Here is a 15,489-nt window from a genome sequence, read left to right on the forward strand (position 1 = left end):
ACTTTTTACACATCATAATTTACAACGTAATGCTGCATTTCCGTATTGTAGTAGCCTTCACTATATTCAATTACTTCGCCAACTTCATCGTAAGAATAGCGCATACGTTTTAATAACGCTGTTCCCTCTTTTTCTCCTAACGCTTCTGCAACGAAATTAGGCGCAAATCCAACAGCGAATTCATCTCTGAAGTTTTCTAAATGTATACCACGGTCCTCGACTAGATCATAAAGCGATTGTAAGTCAAAGTCCGCTAAGTCTGTACTTGCCATTTGTGCTGAGAAATAGTGCGTATAATGAATGTACGGAGTATCATTTAAAGCATATAGACGCTCAATACGAAAACTCTCTTTACCAAACAAACGAAATGGTACTGTTCCTTCTTCATTATGAACCACTTCTGCCTTTAGCAATTTCTTTTGTACTTTATAGCCTTCTTCCACTAACACTTCTGTAAATTTCTTTCCCTTTGAAAGCTTTGTCGCAGAAGTATTTCGAATGACTTTCGTTCCTTTACCACTTTTCTTTTCTAAATATCCTTCTTGAACGAGTTCTTTAATTGCGTTTCGCACTGTAATTTTACTCACTTTGAACTCTTCTTCTAATTGTGGTTCAGAAGGAATATTTGTATGAATGGCATAAACACCATGTAATATTCGATCACGAATAATATTTTTAATTTGTAAATATAATGGACCTCTTTTTCTCGTTACGTTCACCGTTACACCCACTACCTTTCTACATCACCTACTGATGCCGTCATTGCCCGAAGTATATCTTTCTCTGATGACATTGGCGTATCACCGACGATTGTATGTGCAAGCATTCCAGCTGCTGACGCAAATGAAACAGCTTTCTCTGGTGCAAACTCTTTTATCTCGCCATGAATAATTCCGCTCGTATAAGCATCTCCAGCACCTATTCTATCATATACAGAAAACGTAAGTGCTTTGGCAAAAGTGAACGTCCCATCTTTACATATGAATCCGCGAAGTGAGTGTGTATTATCGCTATTAATAGAACGATGCGTTCCCGCGATCGTAGCGATATTATATATTTCAGCGACTTTTGGAATAAGATCAACAAGCTGTGCTTCTCGCTCCGTCTCTTCCGTTTTCATTCCGAGGACAAACATCGCATCTTTTTCATTCATCATTACAATATCGGCAAAGCCTAGCATTTCTTCATAATGAGGTTTCGCCTGTTCATACCCATCTTCTCCCCAAAGCGACGGACGATAGTTGCAATCGAAAACGACAGTGCCTCCATTTTCTTTAACTGCCTTCGCCAAAGATTTCATATGATGGCGCACAGTATCATTCATCGCAAGGGTAATTCCGCAAAAATGAACGATATCAATTTCTTTAGCTATTTTTTCAAACTGGTAAATCTCTTCAGACGCCGTATTGAAACTACTTTCTAATCGGTTAGAATACGTAACGCGGCTTGCACGTGCGCCAAATCCATTTTCCAAAAAGTACATGCCCACATATTTACCGCCTCTTGAAATAAACGGTGCTTGAATCCCTAGTTTTTGAATGTGCGATACCGCCGCATCCCCAACAGAGTTTTCCGGTAAAGTTGAAATAAGAAAACCTTCATGTCCTAGATGAGAAAGTGCTGCTGCAACGTTCACACCTGTACCTGAAAATGAGTAATTTAATGTGTTTGCTTGCGACAGCAATTCATATCCTGGCACTTGCAGGCGCATCATTACTTCACCGAATGCTGCAATTTTCTTACGCATATTGATCAACTAACTTCTTCACGACCGCTAGTAATTCACGAACATCTTCTGTTTTCGTATTGCCAGTTTCTTTATCAATAATAGAAGAGTACACGTGCGGGATAACTTGCTCTACATTTGCCTCTAATGCAATACGTACAATTGTTTCAAAGTTCTCTTTATCAATTCCGCCTGTTGGCTCTAATGCAAATCCTTCTTCCGCACATGCTTTCGCAACAGCGCGATATTCTTCTTCATGAGCCAAGCCTTTCATTGGGAAGTATTTCAATGAATTCCCGCCCATATCACGTACAAGTGCGATTGCTGTTTTAATTGGAACGATTGCTTTTTCTTCTCCAGCTGCACTAATTGGACCAGTAGAAATATTTACGTACCCTACTTTTCCTGTTGGTGATACTAAACTATTAATCCAGCTATCTTTTCCGCCAAGATTTGCACGCGTCGCTCCAACTGAAGGGAACACTTGGTTAATATGACTACCAGGATAATGCTTCGCAATTTCAGCTACAACTGCCGCTTGGCGATTATCTCCTGCTCCAAGTCCGATTGATACAGCGTCATCAATTTCTTTTCCGTATGCTTTCATCGCAGTTACTGCTTCTTCTACTGTCGGATAATCTTTTGATAACACTCCAACGACTACATAACCTTCTGCTGCTTCAAAAATGTTTTTCGCATTTCGGGTATTGTTCGCTAATACATTTAATGCTACGCGGCCTTTATAAAAACGTTTTTGAATGTTTGTCATTTTAGTTTCCCCCTACAATTTCTCTCATTTTTTCTTCAATTACATGTATGTCATCACCTTGAAGTGGACGTGGATCAATATCAAAGAACCCTTGTCTTACTCCGTAATCACGTGTGTAAATGGCGATTTCCCCTTCGCGTAACGCGGTCACAACATCTTTTGCAGTTTTATTTAATTCGTTCTCGTTAATATGAATACGCGCTCTAAAAATTGCTCTTCCAGCTTCATCTTGAACGATTGTTACATTTACACCGTTTAACTCTTTCAGCGGCATAAGCACTTGTAACAACTCTTTTTCTTGCTCACTCTTATCTTCTTTTACTCCGTACTCATCAAGCGCTTGAAGTAAACCGAAAGTTGTTTCTTTCCCAACTTTCATACTTCTACCGCTGCAATGTAATTGCACTTTCAACCATTCGATATATTTTCGTTTACCGCCGACAATACCGGAAGTAGGTCCTTCAATTGCCTTTGAACCGCTATAAATGGCTAGGTCTGAATACTTCACGTATTTTTGAATATCTTCTTCAGCTGCCGCATCAACGATAAGTGGTACATTATTTCGCTGTGCTACTTCCCACGCTTCTTCAACAGAAATCATATTTTTTTGCACTGCATGATGCGATTTCACATAAAGAATAGCTGCTGTATTTTCGCCAATTGCATCTTCAATATGCTCCGCTTTCCCTTCATTTGCGTAACCTACTTCAACGAGCTTACCGCCGCCTAAATAAATCATCGTTTCAACAGGAGCACCGTATTGAACGTTATGACCTTTTAACATAATCACTTCGTTTTTCGCGATTACTTCTTGATGAAGTCGTTCACTTTTACGGCGATTTCCCTCTGTAACGATACCCGCAATAGAAAGTGCAATTCCACTCGATGCTGAGTTCACAACGACCGCTGCCTCTGAATCTAAAATTCTTGCAATATAGTCTCCTGCTTTATCTACTAAATCGGCAATTTCCACATAATTTTGTCCACCATGCTTCATCGCATCCATCACTGTATTTGTCGGAGCGGATACACCTAAAATACTCATTCTACCGCTCGCATTAATAACTCTTTTTAATCCGTACTTAGCATTCAATGAATGACCCATTGATTACAACCCCTTTCGTATCAATTCTTCTTTCAGCAATGCGCTGATCCCCTTCTGAATCAATTAACGTAATCGGCTCATCTTTCACCGTAAACAAAGTTAAGTTTGCAATATCGCCTTCTTGAATACGGCCAAGCTCTGGTTTCTTCAGCCACTCTGCCGCATTTTTCGTCACCGCATCAATTACTTCTTCTAGCGGATAACCTAAGTAAAGGAATTTCGAAAGAACGTGAGCCATACTATACACTGGACCGTGTATACGGTTCTTCCGGTAAATATCTGTACTAATTGTATTAAAAGCAATATCGTGACGCTTCGCCGCCTCTGCTACTTTAAAAGAAAAACTAGCATTACCGTGACCAACATCTAAATGCACACCGCGTTTCACTGCATCTAATAACACAGATATCGGTTTTCCTTCTTCATCAAATAAATTATTTTCTTTCCCGTTTAAGTAATGTGTAATGACATCATCTTTTTCTAAAAGAGGTACAACTTCCTCAATACGCGGAGGAGCTGAACCGATATGTACCATAATCGGCAATGATGTTTCACGAGATAAAGAGCGCGCTACGTGCAGCGGTTCAATTCCGCTATCACAAACGACACTTTTACTCATTCTCGCTTTTAATCCAACGATTACATCTTTATACTTTTCTACTGCATCTATTACTTTCTCTTTATCTATCCATTCCATATTGGATAATTCATCAATTCGTTTCAAACCGATGCGAGAAATATTTAAAAAGGCAAATAAATTCGTTTTTGCCTGTTCTCTACTTTGTACTAAATCTGCGATACGATCAGCTCCGCAGCTTCCCGCATCAACAATTGTCGTTACCCCTTGCTTAACGCCAATTTCATCTACCTCATCGCCATACGGATCAAACTCTGGAAAAGCATGAACGTGCAAATCAATCCAGCCACTCGATACGTAAGTACCTGAGTAATCAAGAACCTTTCCACCCTCGCCAGCACCAGCTTTCGTCACCTGTGCGATTTTATTATTTTCAATTACAATGTCAATCTCTTCCCCGTTCACACGTTTCACATTACGTAGCACGAATCGTTCTGTCATTGTATTTCCACCCTTTTCTATAAGAAGCCATAAGAATACGCTTACATTAAAGTTTCATTTTATATCTCTTTCACATATTTAGAGTATCATGAAAAAAAAGAAAAGTAAATATAACGTTATAATGTTTAATGGTAAATAAAAAAACAATCCACAAAATGTTGATAGTACAGGAAATTATATCAATGATTCGACAAGGAATATCGATTTACCGACAAAAAACGGCAATCTATTTCTTATATGCCAAAAGACTGACCCAAAACGGACCAGCCTTTTTCTCTATTCCTGAACCGTCACAATAACCCCGTCCATATTGTTCCCCGAAATTTCATATTGCTTATTCACCGGAACATTCACGTTCATACGATCTGAAACTTTATAATAAGAAACCGTATATTTCTTACCTTCAACCTCAGTTGAAACTTCTTTTTCCTCTTTTAAAAAGTCCAAATATTCCTCTAACGTAATCTTCTTTTTTTGCATAATTGCGCTATGTGGTAAGCCTACATAACGTATGTGCCACGGCTCATATTGAATGCCCGTAATATCACTTTTATTTTTCGGATAACGTAAAACAAATCCGTGCTTCCATACGTTCTCTTCAATCCATTTTCCTTCAGGAGCTTTCTCCATTTTCTTTTGAGTAGACCCAACGTCGAGTGATAACCCTAAATTATGTTCACTATATCCTGCTGGAAGTGCATAATCCGATCCCATTTCTTTATATAATTTACTTTGTTCTTGAAAATCTCGGTAACCGCTACTCATTAAGAAATGCTGTACTCCATCTTTCCCAGCTGCATCGACAACGTTCAAAAACTTTTTTACAACACCCTCTGATAAGCGAAGATTTCTATCAAATATTACATAGCCTCTTACTAATTCACTATTGTGATTTACATTGACAATATCGGACCTAACACTATCTTTTTTAACCGGGTAATCTTTATTAACTAATAGTAGATCCCCTTTATAAATTTGTTCCTTTGTGACCTCTATCTTTTCAGTGTTCGCGGCTTTTACTTTATTATCTTTTTCTGCAATTTTAACATCGATCTCCTTTTGAAATACTGGTGATATATAAAAGCCTACACATGCTGTACATATTATAAAAAGAGAAATAAATACCCACTTTTTCATTTCTAGTTCCTCCTTAACGTAACTTACGTATAGAATAGAAAAAACTATTAAAATAAAAAGTGGGGTAAAGTTTAAATTTTTATTAAATTGCTTTGCTCTCTTCTTTTGGTAATCTCACTTCAAATATCGTTCTAATTACGTTACTTTCAGCAGAGATTGTCCCATCATGCTGTTCGATAATATTTTTTGCGATAAATAGCCCAAGGCCTGTTCCGCCCTTTTGCTCTGACCTCGCCTTATCACCTGTATAAAACATATCAAATAAATATGGTAAATCTTCTTCTGGAATGCTATCGCCGTAATTAATAATTTGTACAACTACCTCTTCATGATCAATATATCCGTTCACATCAACAAACTTTCCATCGTATCCATAGCGAATCGCATTCGTTAAAAGATTTTCAAATACTCGAGCTAACAATTTCCCGTCACCGTTAATAGGTAAATGCGAATCCATATTCAATCTCGCTTCTAAACCTTTTTTTTCTAATAACGGATATAATTCTTCATCTAACTGTATAAGTAATTCACTTATATCAATTGATCTTTTTTCAATTTGCAACATGCCATAATTCATTCTCGTTATTTCAAATAATTCATCAATTAAGATTTCAAGCCTTTCGGATTTCGTAAAAGCAATTGTAGAAAAATGTTTAATTTGTTCCTTCGTCAAATTCTCATCTTTAAGAATTAAATCTAAATACCCTAAAACAGATGTTAGCGGCGTTCTTAAATCATGAGCTAAGTTGACAATGAGCTGATCTTTACTACTTTCCGCAAAGTCTCCTCGTTCAACCGCTTCTTTTAATTTTTCACTTGCTACATTAATTTCGCGTGCGATATATCCAAACTCATCATTTGATGAAACACGAACTTGATTTGAAAAATCTCCGTTCGCAAGATGATGAATCCCGTTCGAAATCTCATCAAAATATTTTAAATACGGTCTAGTAAGGAAGAAGAAAAACATAATGGACAGAGGAATAAATACAATTAAAAAGAAATTAATGTCCCCAATTTGTCTTACCATTGAACGAAATTGGGCTAAAGGATCCTCATAACGAACTGCTAATTTATAATAGAGACGTAGCCCCTCATAAATTAAATACGTTACGCCACCAGCTAATATCATACTTAACGCAAATAGCATAATCATCTTCGAGCGAAAGCTTCTCATCGTTTTAGCCATTGAAAGTATAACCTACCCCCCACACTGTTTTTATTAACTTATCCTTTCTTTTATCTTCCCCAAGCTTTTTTCGCAAAGTACGGATATGTACCATAACTGTATTTCCACTTTCGTAATACCCTTCAGCCCATACTTGCTGAAAAATATTTTCCACACTGTACACTTTCTTCGGATGACTTGCTAATACATATAAAATATCAAATTCTTTTGGTGTTAATTCAATTGGCTCTCCGTACACATTTACTGTTCTTCGCTCAGGATCAATAGCGACTCCGCCTATTTCTAAAGCAGATTTATTCTCCGCTACTTTCGGCTGATTTAACGTAAGAAATCTACGCAGTTGTGCATTTACACGTGCAACTAATTCAATCGGTGTAAAAGGTTTCGTCATATAATCATCTGCGCCTAATACAAGACCTGTCACTTTATCAAAATCAGATGTTTTCGCACTTAAGAAAATGATTGGCATGTGGTGCTTGCCGCGAATCTGCCTCGTCACTTCATATCCATCCATTTTCGGCATCATAATATCTAAAACCACTAAGTCAATTGGCTGCGTTTGAATAATATGCATGGCTTCTTCTCCATCAGCTGCTTTAACGACGTGGTAACCCTCTTTTTCTAAATGTATCTCAATTAAATCAGCAATTTCCGCTTCATCATCAGCTATTAAAATTGAAATGCGCTTCATTTTAGTCCCCCTACTTTATTCTGTTTTCATACGCTCGATTTTAAACTAGTCTATCCAATTTGTACACTAAGAAAAGGCTACCCGTAAGAGTAACCTTGATAAATGAAATTATATCGTCGATTTTTTAAATATATCGACTTACCGAAAATTAACGACAAAATCATCCCGCTATTTGCAGGTAGTCAGTACTAATAAAAGCTCCCATTCATCGCTCAAAAATAATCCGCTGCTTTGTTATTTCTTCCAACCTGCCTCGATCTACTTCATACTCACGTTCAATACTTTGCGGTACCCTTACTTTTCCGCCTTCAAGCATCACTTCTGGTGAAATGATATCCCTCTCCCAATGTCTACTAGAAGCAGATATATCTCCAGGAATCGTAAAGTTTGGCAATGAAGCGAGTGCAACATTTTGAGCTCGTGAAATCCCCATTTCTACCATGCCACCGCACCAAACTGGTATGTTATGCTCCATACAATAATTATGGATTTGAACGGACTCTGTTAATCCGCCCACTCGCCCTGGTTTAATATTAACGACGCGGCAACTGCCAAGCGTAATCGCAACACGTGCGTCTTCTAAACTATGGATGCTTTCATCTAAACAAATCGGTGTTTCAATTTTCTTTTGCAGTTGTGCATGATCCAGAAAATCGTAATCCGCTAAAGGTTGTTCAATCATCATAAGCCTAAATTCATCTAGTCGTTTCAACTTCTCCGTATCCGCTAATGTATAAGCTGAATTTGCATCAGCCATTAACGGGATGTTCGGAAACTCTTTGCGAATTTCTTTCAGTAATTCGTAATCATGTTCTGGCTTTATTTTCACTTTAAAGCGCTCGTATCCTTCTTCCGCGTACTTCTCGATTTGTTTTAACATAGTGGGAATTGTATTGATCCCAATCACAACGCCGACTTCAATTTCAGACCTATTTCCGCCAAGCAATATCGCTAACGACTGCTTTTGACGCTTCGCATATAAATCCCAAACAGCACCTTCAATTCCGGCCTTTGCCATTCGGTTTCTCTTTATATGTTTGAACAAAGACGGTACTTCATTCGGATGAGAGATTTCAGCTTTCAATAAATCTGGTAATAAAAAATCCTGAAGTACATGCAGCGCTGTCTTCACCGTTTCCTCCGTATACCACGGTTCAGAAAATGCAACGACTTCACCAAAACCAATGTATCCATCTGTATCTTCTAATTCAATGACGATACTTTCACGCTTTTCATAAGTCCCGTAACTTGCCGCAAACGGGATAATGAGCGGCATTTCCGTTATATAAAGTGTCGCTTTTTTTATTTCCACCTACATCTCCTCCACTAATTGTCTTAACTCTCGTCTTAACAATTTCTTCGAAGCATTTCGTGGTAATTCCTCTAAGAAACATGCTTTCTTCGGCACTTTATATTTCGCTAATTTCTCTTCGCAAAAACGAAGAATTTCTTCTTCTGTTACGTCTCCACTTTTTACAACAAAAGCAGCTGGTACTTGTCCCCAACTTTCGTCAGCCATACCGACAACACCCGCTTCTGCTACCGCCGGATGAGAGAGCAATACTTCTTCAATTTGAGCTGGATATATATTTTCTCCGCCAGAAATAATTAAATCACTGCGGCGATCTAATACGTATAAAAATCCTTCTTCATCTAAATAACCGAGGTCACCAGTATGAAGCCATCCATTTCTGATCGCCTCATGCGTCGCATCTTCACGGTTAAAGTAGCCACCTGTTACGTTCGGTCCTTTTACTACAATTTCTCCTTCAGCACGGGGCGGCACAACTACGCCGTCTTTTTCAATACGAAGCTGACACTGAAATAGTGGTTTTCCGGCTGATCCTACTTTCGTTAACATGTAATCTGCTGTTAACGTACAAATTTGCGATGACGTTTCTGTCATACCGTACGTTTGATACACAGGAATTCCTTTTTCCACACATGTTTCTAATAACGGCTTCGGTGCTGGTCCTCCCCCAAGTAACATGCATCGTAAAGAAGATGGATATGTACCTTCGCCAAGTCGTTCTAATAAATCTGTTAGTATTTTAGAAACGACAGAAATAATCGTAACGCCTCTCGTTTGAAGTGCTTTATGAATAAAATTAGCATCATATTTTGGAACGAGTAAAATGCGCATACCGTACATAATATTCTTCATTAAAAGAGATAACCCGCCAACGTGGAACATTGGCATACAAGCTAACCAACAATCATCATCACGAAGCCCTAAATTAAGCGAAGAACCGACTGCACTTGCCCAGTGGTTACCGTACGTTAAAACAACGCCTTTCGGTTTCCCTGTCGTCCCTGACGTATAAATAATTGTCATCGCTTCTTCTAAAGAGAATTCTTCTTGTATAAATGCTTCCGCCTTCGGTCCTTGCATCACTTCAGCAAATGAGCGTACTGGAACATTTTCCGTCTCAAACTCTTGATCCGTCACTAAACAAACAACTTCCGCATCATCCATTTGCCAAAGTAGCTCTTCTCTTGAAAGACGCGTATTTAAAAGCACAGCTATTGCACCTATGTAAGATAGGGCGTGAATAACTGTAATCATCTCCATACCATTTTTCATCAGAACAGCCACCTTTTGCGCCCGCTTCACTCCTACATGCGTGAGGTATTCACAAACAGATACTACTTTTTCATGCAGCTGCACGAAAGTAACCTTCTCCTCTTCAATTTCAATTGCAGTGCGATCAGGTGTTAAAAATGCACGTTGCATTAACCAATTCGGCATCGTCTCCATCACTCATTCTCCTTTCATGAAAGAAAGAGACTTGATATGAAATCAAGTCTCTTAGTTGTTTTGTTTCCGGTGTAATCTTTTGGGAGCATCTCACATTGTGTGCGAGCTGCTTCCTACGAGGCAAAAAGCGCCTCTTTGTCAGAAGCTCCATCCCCCTCACATTCTAAGCGAGCCGCTTCCGCTTTTGGTTTGATCACGGGAAACGAGGGAATTGACCGAAGTCCGGAGTGCGTTTTTCTTTGAACGCGTCGCGGCCTTCTTTTGCTTCGTCAGTTGTGTAGTACAATAACGTTGCGTCTCCAGCTAGTTGTTGAATACCAGCTAAACCGTCTGTGTCTGCGTTGAATGCAGCTTTTAGGAAACGAAGTGCCATTGGGCTGTTTGCTAAAATTTCTTGTGACCATTGTACTGTTTCTGCTTCAAGTTCTTCTAATGGTACTACTGTGTTTACTAAGCCCATATCAAGTGCTTCTTGTGCACTATATTGACGGCATAGGTACCAAATTTCACGAGCTTTCTTATGGCCTACCATACGAGCTAAATAACCAGCTCCGTATCCACCGTCAAAGCTTCCTACTTTAGGACCTGTTTGTCCGAATACAGCGTTGTCTGCAGCGATTGTTAAGTCACATACGATATGAAGTACGTGTCCACCACCGATTGCATAACCTGCTACCATTGCGATAACTGGTTTAGGGATTGCGCGAATTAGACGTTGTAAGTCTAATACGTTTAAACGTGGGATTTGGTCGTCACCTACATAGCCACCATGACCGCGAACTTTTTGGTCGCCGCCAGAACAGAATGCACGTCCACCTTCACCTGTTAAAATGATAACGCCAACATTTGCATCATCACGAGCGTGTGCAAAAGCATTGATTAACTCCATTACCGTTTTAGGACGGAATGCATTATGTACTTCAGGGCGGTTAATCGAAATCTTTGCGATGCCATTGTATGTTGAATAAATAATATCTTCGTAATTGCCTTCTTTTACCCATTCAATAGTCATTACTATTACCTCCTTTTATATTTCTGATCTCCGCTATAAGTGCAACTTCCTTCTTGCTGAAAAAAGTATCACTGCATAGTTTTTAGAAATCCCTTTACTATTGTATCAAACTTTTCCGGTTGTTCCACATGAATTGCATGGCCAGCCCCATCAATTTTGACAAATTTCGCATGAGGGATGCATTTTTCGATGTTTTTTAATATGCGAAAGAACTTTTCATCGCTTTCTCCATTCAGTAAAAGGACAGGCATTTTTAGGTTTTGCAATTCGTTCCACCATGAAGGCTGAGCCCCTGTTCCCATGCCGCGAAGACTATTTGCAAGTCCTTTTGGATTATTAGCAAGTCGTTCTTTTCGCACCGCTTCTTTTACGCTTTGCACTAAACGTTTTTGCGTTTCAAATAGCGGAATATTTTCCCACATCGATACAAAACTTCGGATACCTTCTTGCTCAATTTTATCAGCAAGTCGTTCATCTTTTTCCTTGCGTTCTTTTCGCTCCTTTGCACTCTCAAGTCCAGCTGTACAGTTTTCTAAAAGAAGCGAACGCACATATTCTGGATATAAGCATGCCATCGTAATCGCAAGTCTACCACCCATTGAATAGCCAAGTATGTGCGCATTTTCAATATGAAGATGATCCAGTAGTTCTTTCATTTGCAGTGCCACATTTTGAATATCATAATGCGTCACATCTTCAGGACTTTCCGTTTTCCCGTGTCCAACAATGTCTACTAGAATGACTTGAAACTGCTCGCTCCAAGAAGGAATAAAGGAACCCCACGTTTCCATGCTTCCCGTAAAACCATGAAGAAGTAGAAGTGGTTCCCCGCTTCCGGCTACTTCATATTCATACGATACACCTTGCAATGTTACTTTCATTTTGATTCACCTTGCAAAGATGTAGTAATAACGTCCATTGTTTTTGCCCATAGTTCACGATGTAATTTCAAGTTTTCTTCGCGATTCGTACAAATTTCCACAACGTGTAATCCATTCGTTTTCGTTCCAGTTTGTACTTCTTCTCGGAAGTTTTCCCAACCATTTACACGGCTAAATGAACCACCATACATTTTGACAACATGTTCATAATCAAGCCCAATTGGTGTTCCAAATAATGATTCGAAATGTTCCTTTTTCTCGTATTGTGGTAAGAATGAGAAAATACCTCCACCATCATTATTTACAACAACAATCGTTATATTTAACTCATGTAGTTTCGCGGCTAATAGTCCGTTTAAATCGTGATAAAATGATAAATCACCGATTACTAATACGAGCGGATCACAAATAATACTCGCTCCTAAAGCTGTTGAAATGATTCCATCAATACCATTTACACCGCGGTTCGCCATTACTTGAATGTTTTTATCCGATGTGAAGAAAAATGAATCGGTATCGCGAATTGGCATACTATTACTCGCAAATAACGTTGCCCCTTCTGGTAATACACGTACAATATCCGTAATTACTTTTCCTTCAAACGCCGTTTCATATGTTTCCATCTCACGAAGCGTTTCTCTCGTTTTCTCGTTTATATGTTTCCACATTCCGAACCAATCATTCTTTTTCATAACTGGCATTTTCTCTAGTAATGCTCTGCAAAATTCACTGTCACTAGCTTGTACAACTTCTGTCGCAACTAGAGCTGGATCTCTCCATTGTCCAGATTCATCGACAACGATATGAACAGCTTTCGTTTGTTTTTTGATGAACTGCGTTAATGCTTTAGAAACAGGCATTCCGCCGAAACGAATTAAAACATTCGGCTTCCACGTTTCTTTTAACAATTCATTTCGTAAAAATGTATCGTAACAATCTATAACCATCGTTTTATCATGATTACCACTACGAAGGTTAGAAAGTGGATCTGCTAAAATTGGATACCCTGTTTTCTCAGCTACTTTCATAACAACTTCTGTTATTTCTGGATGACTGCCGTCTCCACAAATAATAAGCCCCTTTTCCATATGTGAAAGGCGCCCTACAAGAGAATCTACATATTCACTCGGCATCGTCACGTTCCCTTGCTGAACTACTCCTGTATATTCACCACGCCCTTTATCCCATAAACTTTCTAATGAGAAATCCGGTATAAGCGGCTCGCGAACTGGAAAATTAAGATGAACAGGTCCTTGCGGCGCTAGAAGTGCGCTTGCTATCGTACGCTGCGTTGTCATTCGAGCGTAATGATACATTGCTTCATTCGCTTCAGGAAGTGCCATCTCTGTAAATTGCTTCACAAAAGTACCGTATAAATTAAATTGATTCATCGCCTGTGGTGCACCCACATCTCTTAATTCATGCGGTCTATCCGCTGTTAATACGATAAGCGGCACTCGTGAATGAAACGCTTCACATACAGCTGGATAATAGTTCGCTGCTGCCGTCCCTGACGTACATAATAGCGCAACAGGACGTTTTTTTGCTTTCGCAATACCGAGCGCAAAAAATCCTGCTGATCTTTCGTCTACATGTAAATATGTTTTCATTCCTTCATGTTGTTCCATTAGTAAGGCAATCGGCGTTGACCGTGAGCCAGGACTAATGACAACATCACATACATTTAGACGCGTCAGTTCGTCCACGAACGCGCCTAAATAATATGATAATGCTTCTATATGATTGTTCATTTCATTAATTCCTCCAAAGCACCAAGCATCGGTCTAAACTTCAAACTTGTTTCTTCATATTCAAGCTGCGCTACTGAATCAATTACGATACCACAGCCGGCAAACAAGGATGCCTTCTCGCCATTTAATAATCCGCAGCGAAGTGCAACCGCAAATTCACCATTTCCTTCATCATCTATAAAGCCAATTGGTGCACCATATAATCCTCTATCTAAAAGCTCTACATCACGAATTAATTTCAACGCCTCATGACGAGGTGTACCACCAAGAGCTGGTGTTGGATGTAATTCTTCTACCATCGTTAAAAGACTTGCATCACCTTTTGCTTCTACTGGCGTATATAAATGGATTAAATTTTTCGTCGTTAATAAGCCTGGGCTCTCCGGAATATTAACAGATTCGCAATGCTCACTTAGCACACCTCGAATCATGTTAACTACATAACCGTGTTCAGCCAAATTCTTTTCATCATGAAGAAGCGTCTCACCATTTTGTTTACTTTCTTCTATAGAATTGCCATGACAAATTGAACCAGCAAGGCACATCGATGTGAACTTCTCGCCTTCTTTTCGAATCAATCGCTCAGGTGTCGCCCCTAAGAAGCATGCTCCTTTATAATCAAAAGAAAATACGTAACAATCCGGTTGCCCAATGCGAAGCGCTTCTAAAACAAGAACGGAATCAATATGCTGATCCATCGTTAATTTTAGCTCCCTTGCTAATACAACCTTCTGCACGTTCCCTTGCTTCATTTCATCTTGCACTTTTCCAATCGCGTTCATCCAGCCACTCGGATCAACTTCTACTTTAGAAGTAACTGTTAATTTTGATCCTACTAGTGCACATTTACTCTCTTGTAAAATTCTCTCTTCTACAGAAATAATTTCGTTATAAAGAGTTTCTGCACAATCTTCAGCTGAAACGAACTGATTAATCGTTAACCACGCCTTTTCATTTTTTACAGTTAATAAAAATGCTGGTAGTGAAAATGTGGTATCATCAAATTCTTTCCAAAGATTCGTTTTTTCTTTTTCTTGGTCAAATGAAAATCCACCAAATAAAAGAGGACCTGTTCCAAATTCGTATCCTTCTCTTTGTACGAATGCTTTCTCTTTTACTTTATCCCACTCGTCACGAGCAGTTTGAAAGCGTTTGTGAGAAGAATTTGCTATAGTGAAAACAGAGCCAATTCCAGCAAATATTACATGCTGAGCTGGGTCTGCAAAATAACATCTATTTTCGAATGCGATCCTTTTTCCTGCTGCATAAAACAGAAGTGGATCCACCCAATCTATTTGTTTTACAAAACTAACTAATGTTTTTTCATCAGTCGTACGCTTAATAGCTGTAACAAGAACTTCTTGTAAGCCTTTTCGTTTCGTTTGAATCACA

General features: G+C 39.0%; 14 protein-coding genes. All 14 read right to left on the minus strand.

What is annotated here, in order from left to right; genetic code table 11:
- Positions 1 to 5: 5 nt before the first annotated feature.
- A complete protein-coding gene (locus AC1DS7_RS17040) occupies positions 6 to 731 on the minus strand; it encodes a GntR family transcriptional regulator (protein WP_002015828.1) in 726 nt (241 codons plus the stop codon).
- Positions 731 to 1,747 carry a sugar kinase gene (locus AC1DS7_RS17045; RefSeq protein WP_215588564.1) on the minus strand — a complete coding sequence of 339 codons (1,017 nt, stop codon included), beginning with the start codon at positions 1,745 to 1,747 and terminating at the stop codon, positions 731 to 733. The genes AC1DS7_RS17040 and AC1DS7_RS17045 overlap by 1 nt, the downstream gene beginning before the upstream one ends.
- Positions 1,740 to 2,495 carry a 2-dehydro-3-deoxy-phosphogluconate aldolase gene (gene dagF / locus AC1DS7_RS17050; protein WP_002143558.1) on the minus strand — a complete coding sequence of 252 codons (756 nt, stop codon included), beginning with the start codon at positions 2,493 to 2,495 and terminating at the stop codon, positions 1,740 to 1,742. Before dagF ends, AC1DS7_RS17045 begins: the two co-directional genes overlap by 8 nt.
- Position 2,496: 1 nt before the next feature.
- Positions 2,497 to 3,600 (minus strand): DgaE family pyridoxal phosphate-dependent ammonia lyase, encoded by a 1,104-nt coding sequence (locus AC1DS7_RS17055; protein WP_215588565.1) that lies wholly within the window; start codon positions 3,598 to 3,600, stop codon positions 2,497 to 2,499.
- Positions 3,578 to 4,678: an amidohydrolase/deacetylase family metallohydrolase gene (locus tag AC1DS7_RS17060; RefSeq protein ID WP_002143560.1), complete on the minus strand. Its 1,101-nt coding sequence runs from the start codon at positions 4,676 to 4,678 to the stop codon at positions 3,578 to 3,580. Before AC1DS7_RS17060 ends, AC1DS7_RS17055 begins: the two co-directional genes overlap by 23 nt.
- 276 nt (positions 4,679 to 4,954) lie before the next feature.
- Complete coding sequence (locus AC1DS7_RS17065; RefSeq protein ID WP_002143561.1) at positions 4,955 to 5,815, minus strand: D-Ala-D-Ala carboxypeptidase VanY; 861 nt, start codon at positions 5,813 to 5,815, stop codon at positions 4,955 to 4,957.
- A gap of 82 nt (positions 5,816 to 5,897) precedes the next feature.
- Complete coding sequence (locus AC1DS7_RS17070; RefSeq protein WP_002143562.1) at positions 5,898 to 7,004, minus strand: sensor histidine kinase; 1,107 nt, start codon at positions 7,002 to 7,004, stop codon at positions 5,898 to 5,900.
- Positions 6,997 to 7,695: a response regulator transcription factor gene (locus tag AC1DS7_RS17075; protein ID WP_002015820.1), complete on the minus strand. Its 699-nt coding sequence runs from the start codon at positions 7,693 to 7,695 to the stop codon at positions 6,997 to 6,999. The genes AC1DS7_RS17070 and AC1DS7_RS17075 overlap by 8 nt, the downstream gene beginning before the upstream one ends.
- A gap of 205 nt (positions 7,696 to 7,900) precedes the next feature.
- Positions 7,901 to 9,007 (minus strand): o-succinylbenzoate synthase, encoded by a 1,107-nt coding sequence (gene menC, locus AC1DS7_RS17080; protein WP_016102880.1) that lies wholly within the window; start codon positions 9,005 to 9,007, stop codon positions 7,901 to 7,903.
- Positions 9,008 to 10,453, minus strand: a complete 1,446-nt coding sequence (locus AC1DS7_RS17085) for an o-succinylbenzoate--CoA ligase (RefSeq protein WP_476999121.1) — start codon at positions 10,451 to 10,453, stop codon at positions 9,008 to 9,010. It abuts the gene before it with no gap.
- 193 nt (positions 10,454 to 10,646) lie between these two features.
- Positions 10,647 to 11,465 (minus strand): 1,4-dihydroxy-2-naphthoyl-CoA synthase, encoded by an 819-nt coding sequence (gene menB, locus AC1DS7_RS17090; protein ID WP_002089233.1) that lies wholly within the window; start codon positions 11,463 to 11,465, stop codon positions 10,647 to 10,649.
- Positions 11,466 to 11,533: 68 nt separating this feature from the next.
- Complete coding sequence (gene menH / locus AC1DS7_RS17095; protein WP_033709544.1) at positions 11,534 to 12,346, minus strand: 2-succinyl-6-hydroxy-2,4-cyclohexadiene-1-carboxylate synthase; 813 nt, start codon at positions 12,344 to 12,346, stop codon at positions 11,534 to 11,536.
- The gene (gene menD, locus AC1DS7_RS17100; protein ID WP_476999122.1) at positions 12,343 to 14,097 is read right to left on the minus strand and encodes a 2-succinyl-5-enolpyruvyl-6-hydroxy-3-cyclohexene-1-carboxylic-acid synthase; all 1,755 of its coding nucleotides are present in this window, start codon (positions 14,095 to 14,097) and stop codon (positions 12,343 to 12,345) included. Before menD ends, menH begins: the two co-directional genes overlap by 4 nt.
- Positions 14,094 to 15,488 carry an isochorismate synthase gene (locus AC1DS7_RS17105; RefSeq protein ID WP_476999123.1) on the minus strand — a complete coding sequence of 465 codons (1,395 nt, stop codon included), beginning with the start codon at positions 15,486 to 15,488 and terminating at the stop codon, positions 14,094 to 14,096. Before AC1DS7_RS17105 ends, menD begins: the two co-directional genes overlap by 4 nt.
- Position 15,489 lies beyond the last annotated feature (1 nt).

The organism is Bacillus sp. P4_E1 (assembly GCF_056401715.1).

What these genes read in the sequence shown, in the direction of transcription:
- AC1DS7_RS17045 (WP_215588564.1), bottom strand. Translation starts at nt 1,747, where the DNA reads ATGCGTAAGAAAATTGCAGCATTCGGTGAAGTAATGATGCGCCTGCAA.
- dagF (WP_002143558.1), bottom strand. Translation starts at nt 2,495, where the DNA reads ATGACAAACATTCAAAAACGTTTTTATAAAGGCCGCGTAGCATTAAAT.
- AC1DS7_RS17055 (WP_215588565.1), bottom strand. Translation starts at nt 3,600, where the DNA reads ATGGGTCATTCATTGAATGCTAAGTACGGATTAAAAAGAGTTATTAAT.
- AC1DS7_RS17060 (WP_002143560.1), bottom strand. Translation starts at nt 4,678, where the DNA reads ATGACAGAACGATTCGTGCTACGTAATGTGAAACGTGTGAACGGGGAA.
- AC1DS7_RS17065 (WP_002143561.1), bottom strand. Translation starts at nt 5,815, where the DNA reads ATGAAAAAGTGGGTATTTATTTCTCTTTTTATAATATGTACAGCATGT.
- AC1DS7_RS17070 (WP_002143562.1), bottom strand. Translation starts at nt 7,004, where the DNA reads ATGGCTAAAACGATGAGAAGCTTTCGCTCGAAGATGATTATGCTATTT.
- AC1DS7_RS17075 (WP_002015820.1), bottom strand. Translation starts at nt 7,695, where the DNA reads ATGAAGCGCATTTCAATTTTAATAGCTGATGATGAAGCGGAAATTGCT.
- AC1DS7_RS17085 (WP_476999121.1), bottom strand. Translation starts at nt 10,453, where the DNA reads ATGGAGACGATGCCGAATTGGTTAATGCAACGTGCATTTTTAACACCT.
- menB (WP_002089233.1), bottom strand. Translation starts at nt 11,465, where the DNA reads ATGACTATTGAATGGGTAAAAGAAGGCAATTACGAAGATATTATTTAT.
- menH (WP_033709544.1), bottom strand. Translation starts at nt 12,346, where the DNA reads ATGAAAGTAACATTGCAAGGTGTATCGTATGAATATGAAGTAGCCGGA.
- menD (WP_476999122.1), bottom strand. Translation starts at nt 14,097, where the DNA reads ATGAACAATCATATAGAAGCATTATCATATTATTTAGGCGCGTTCGTG.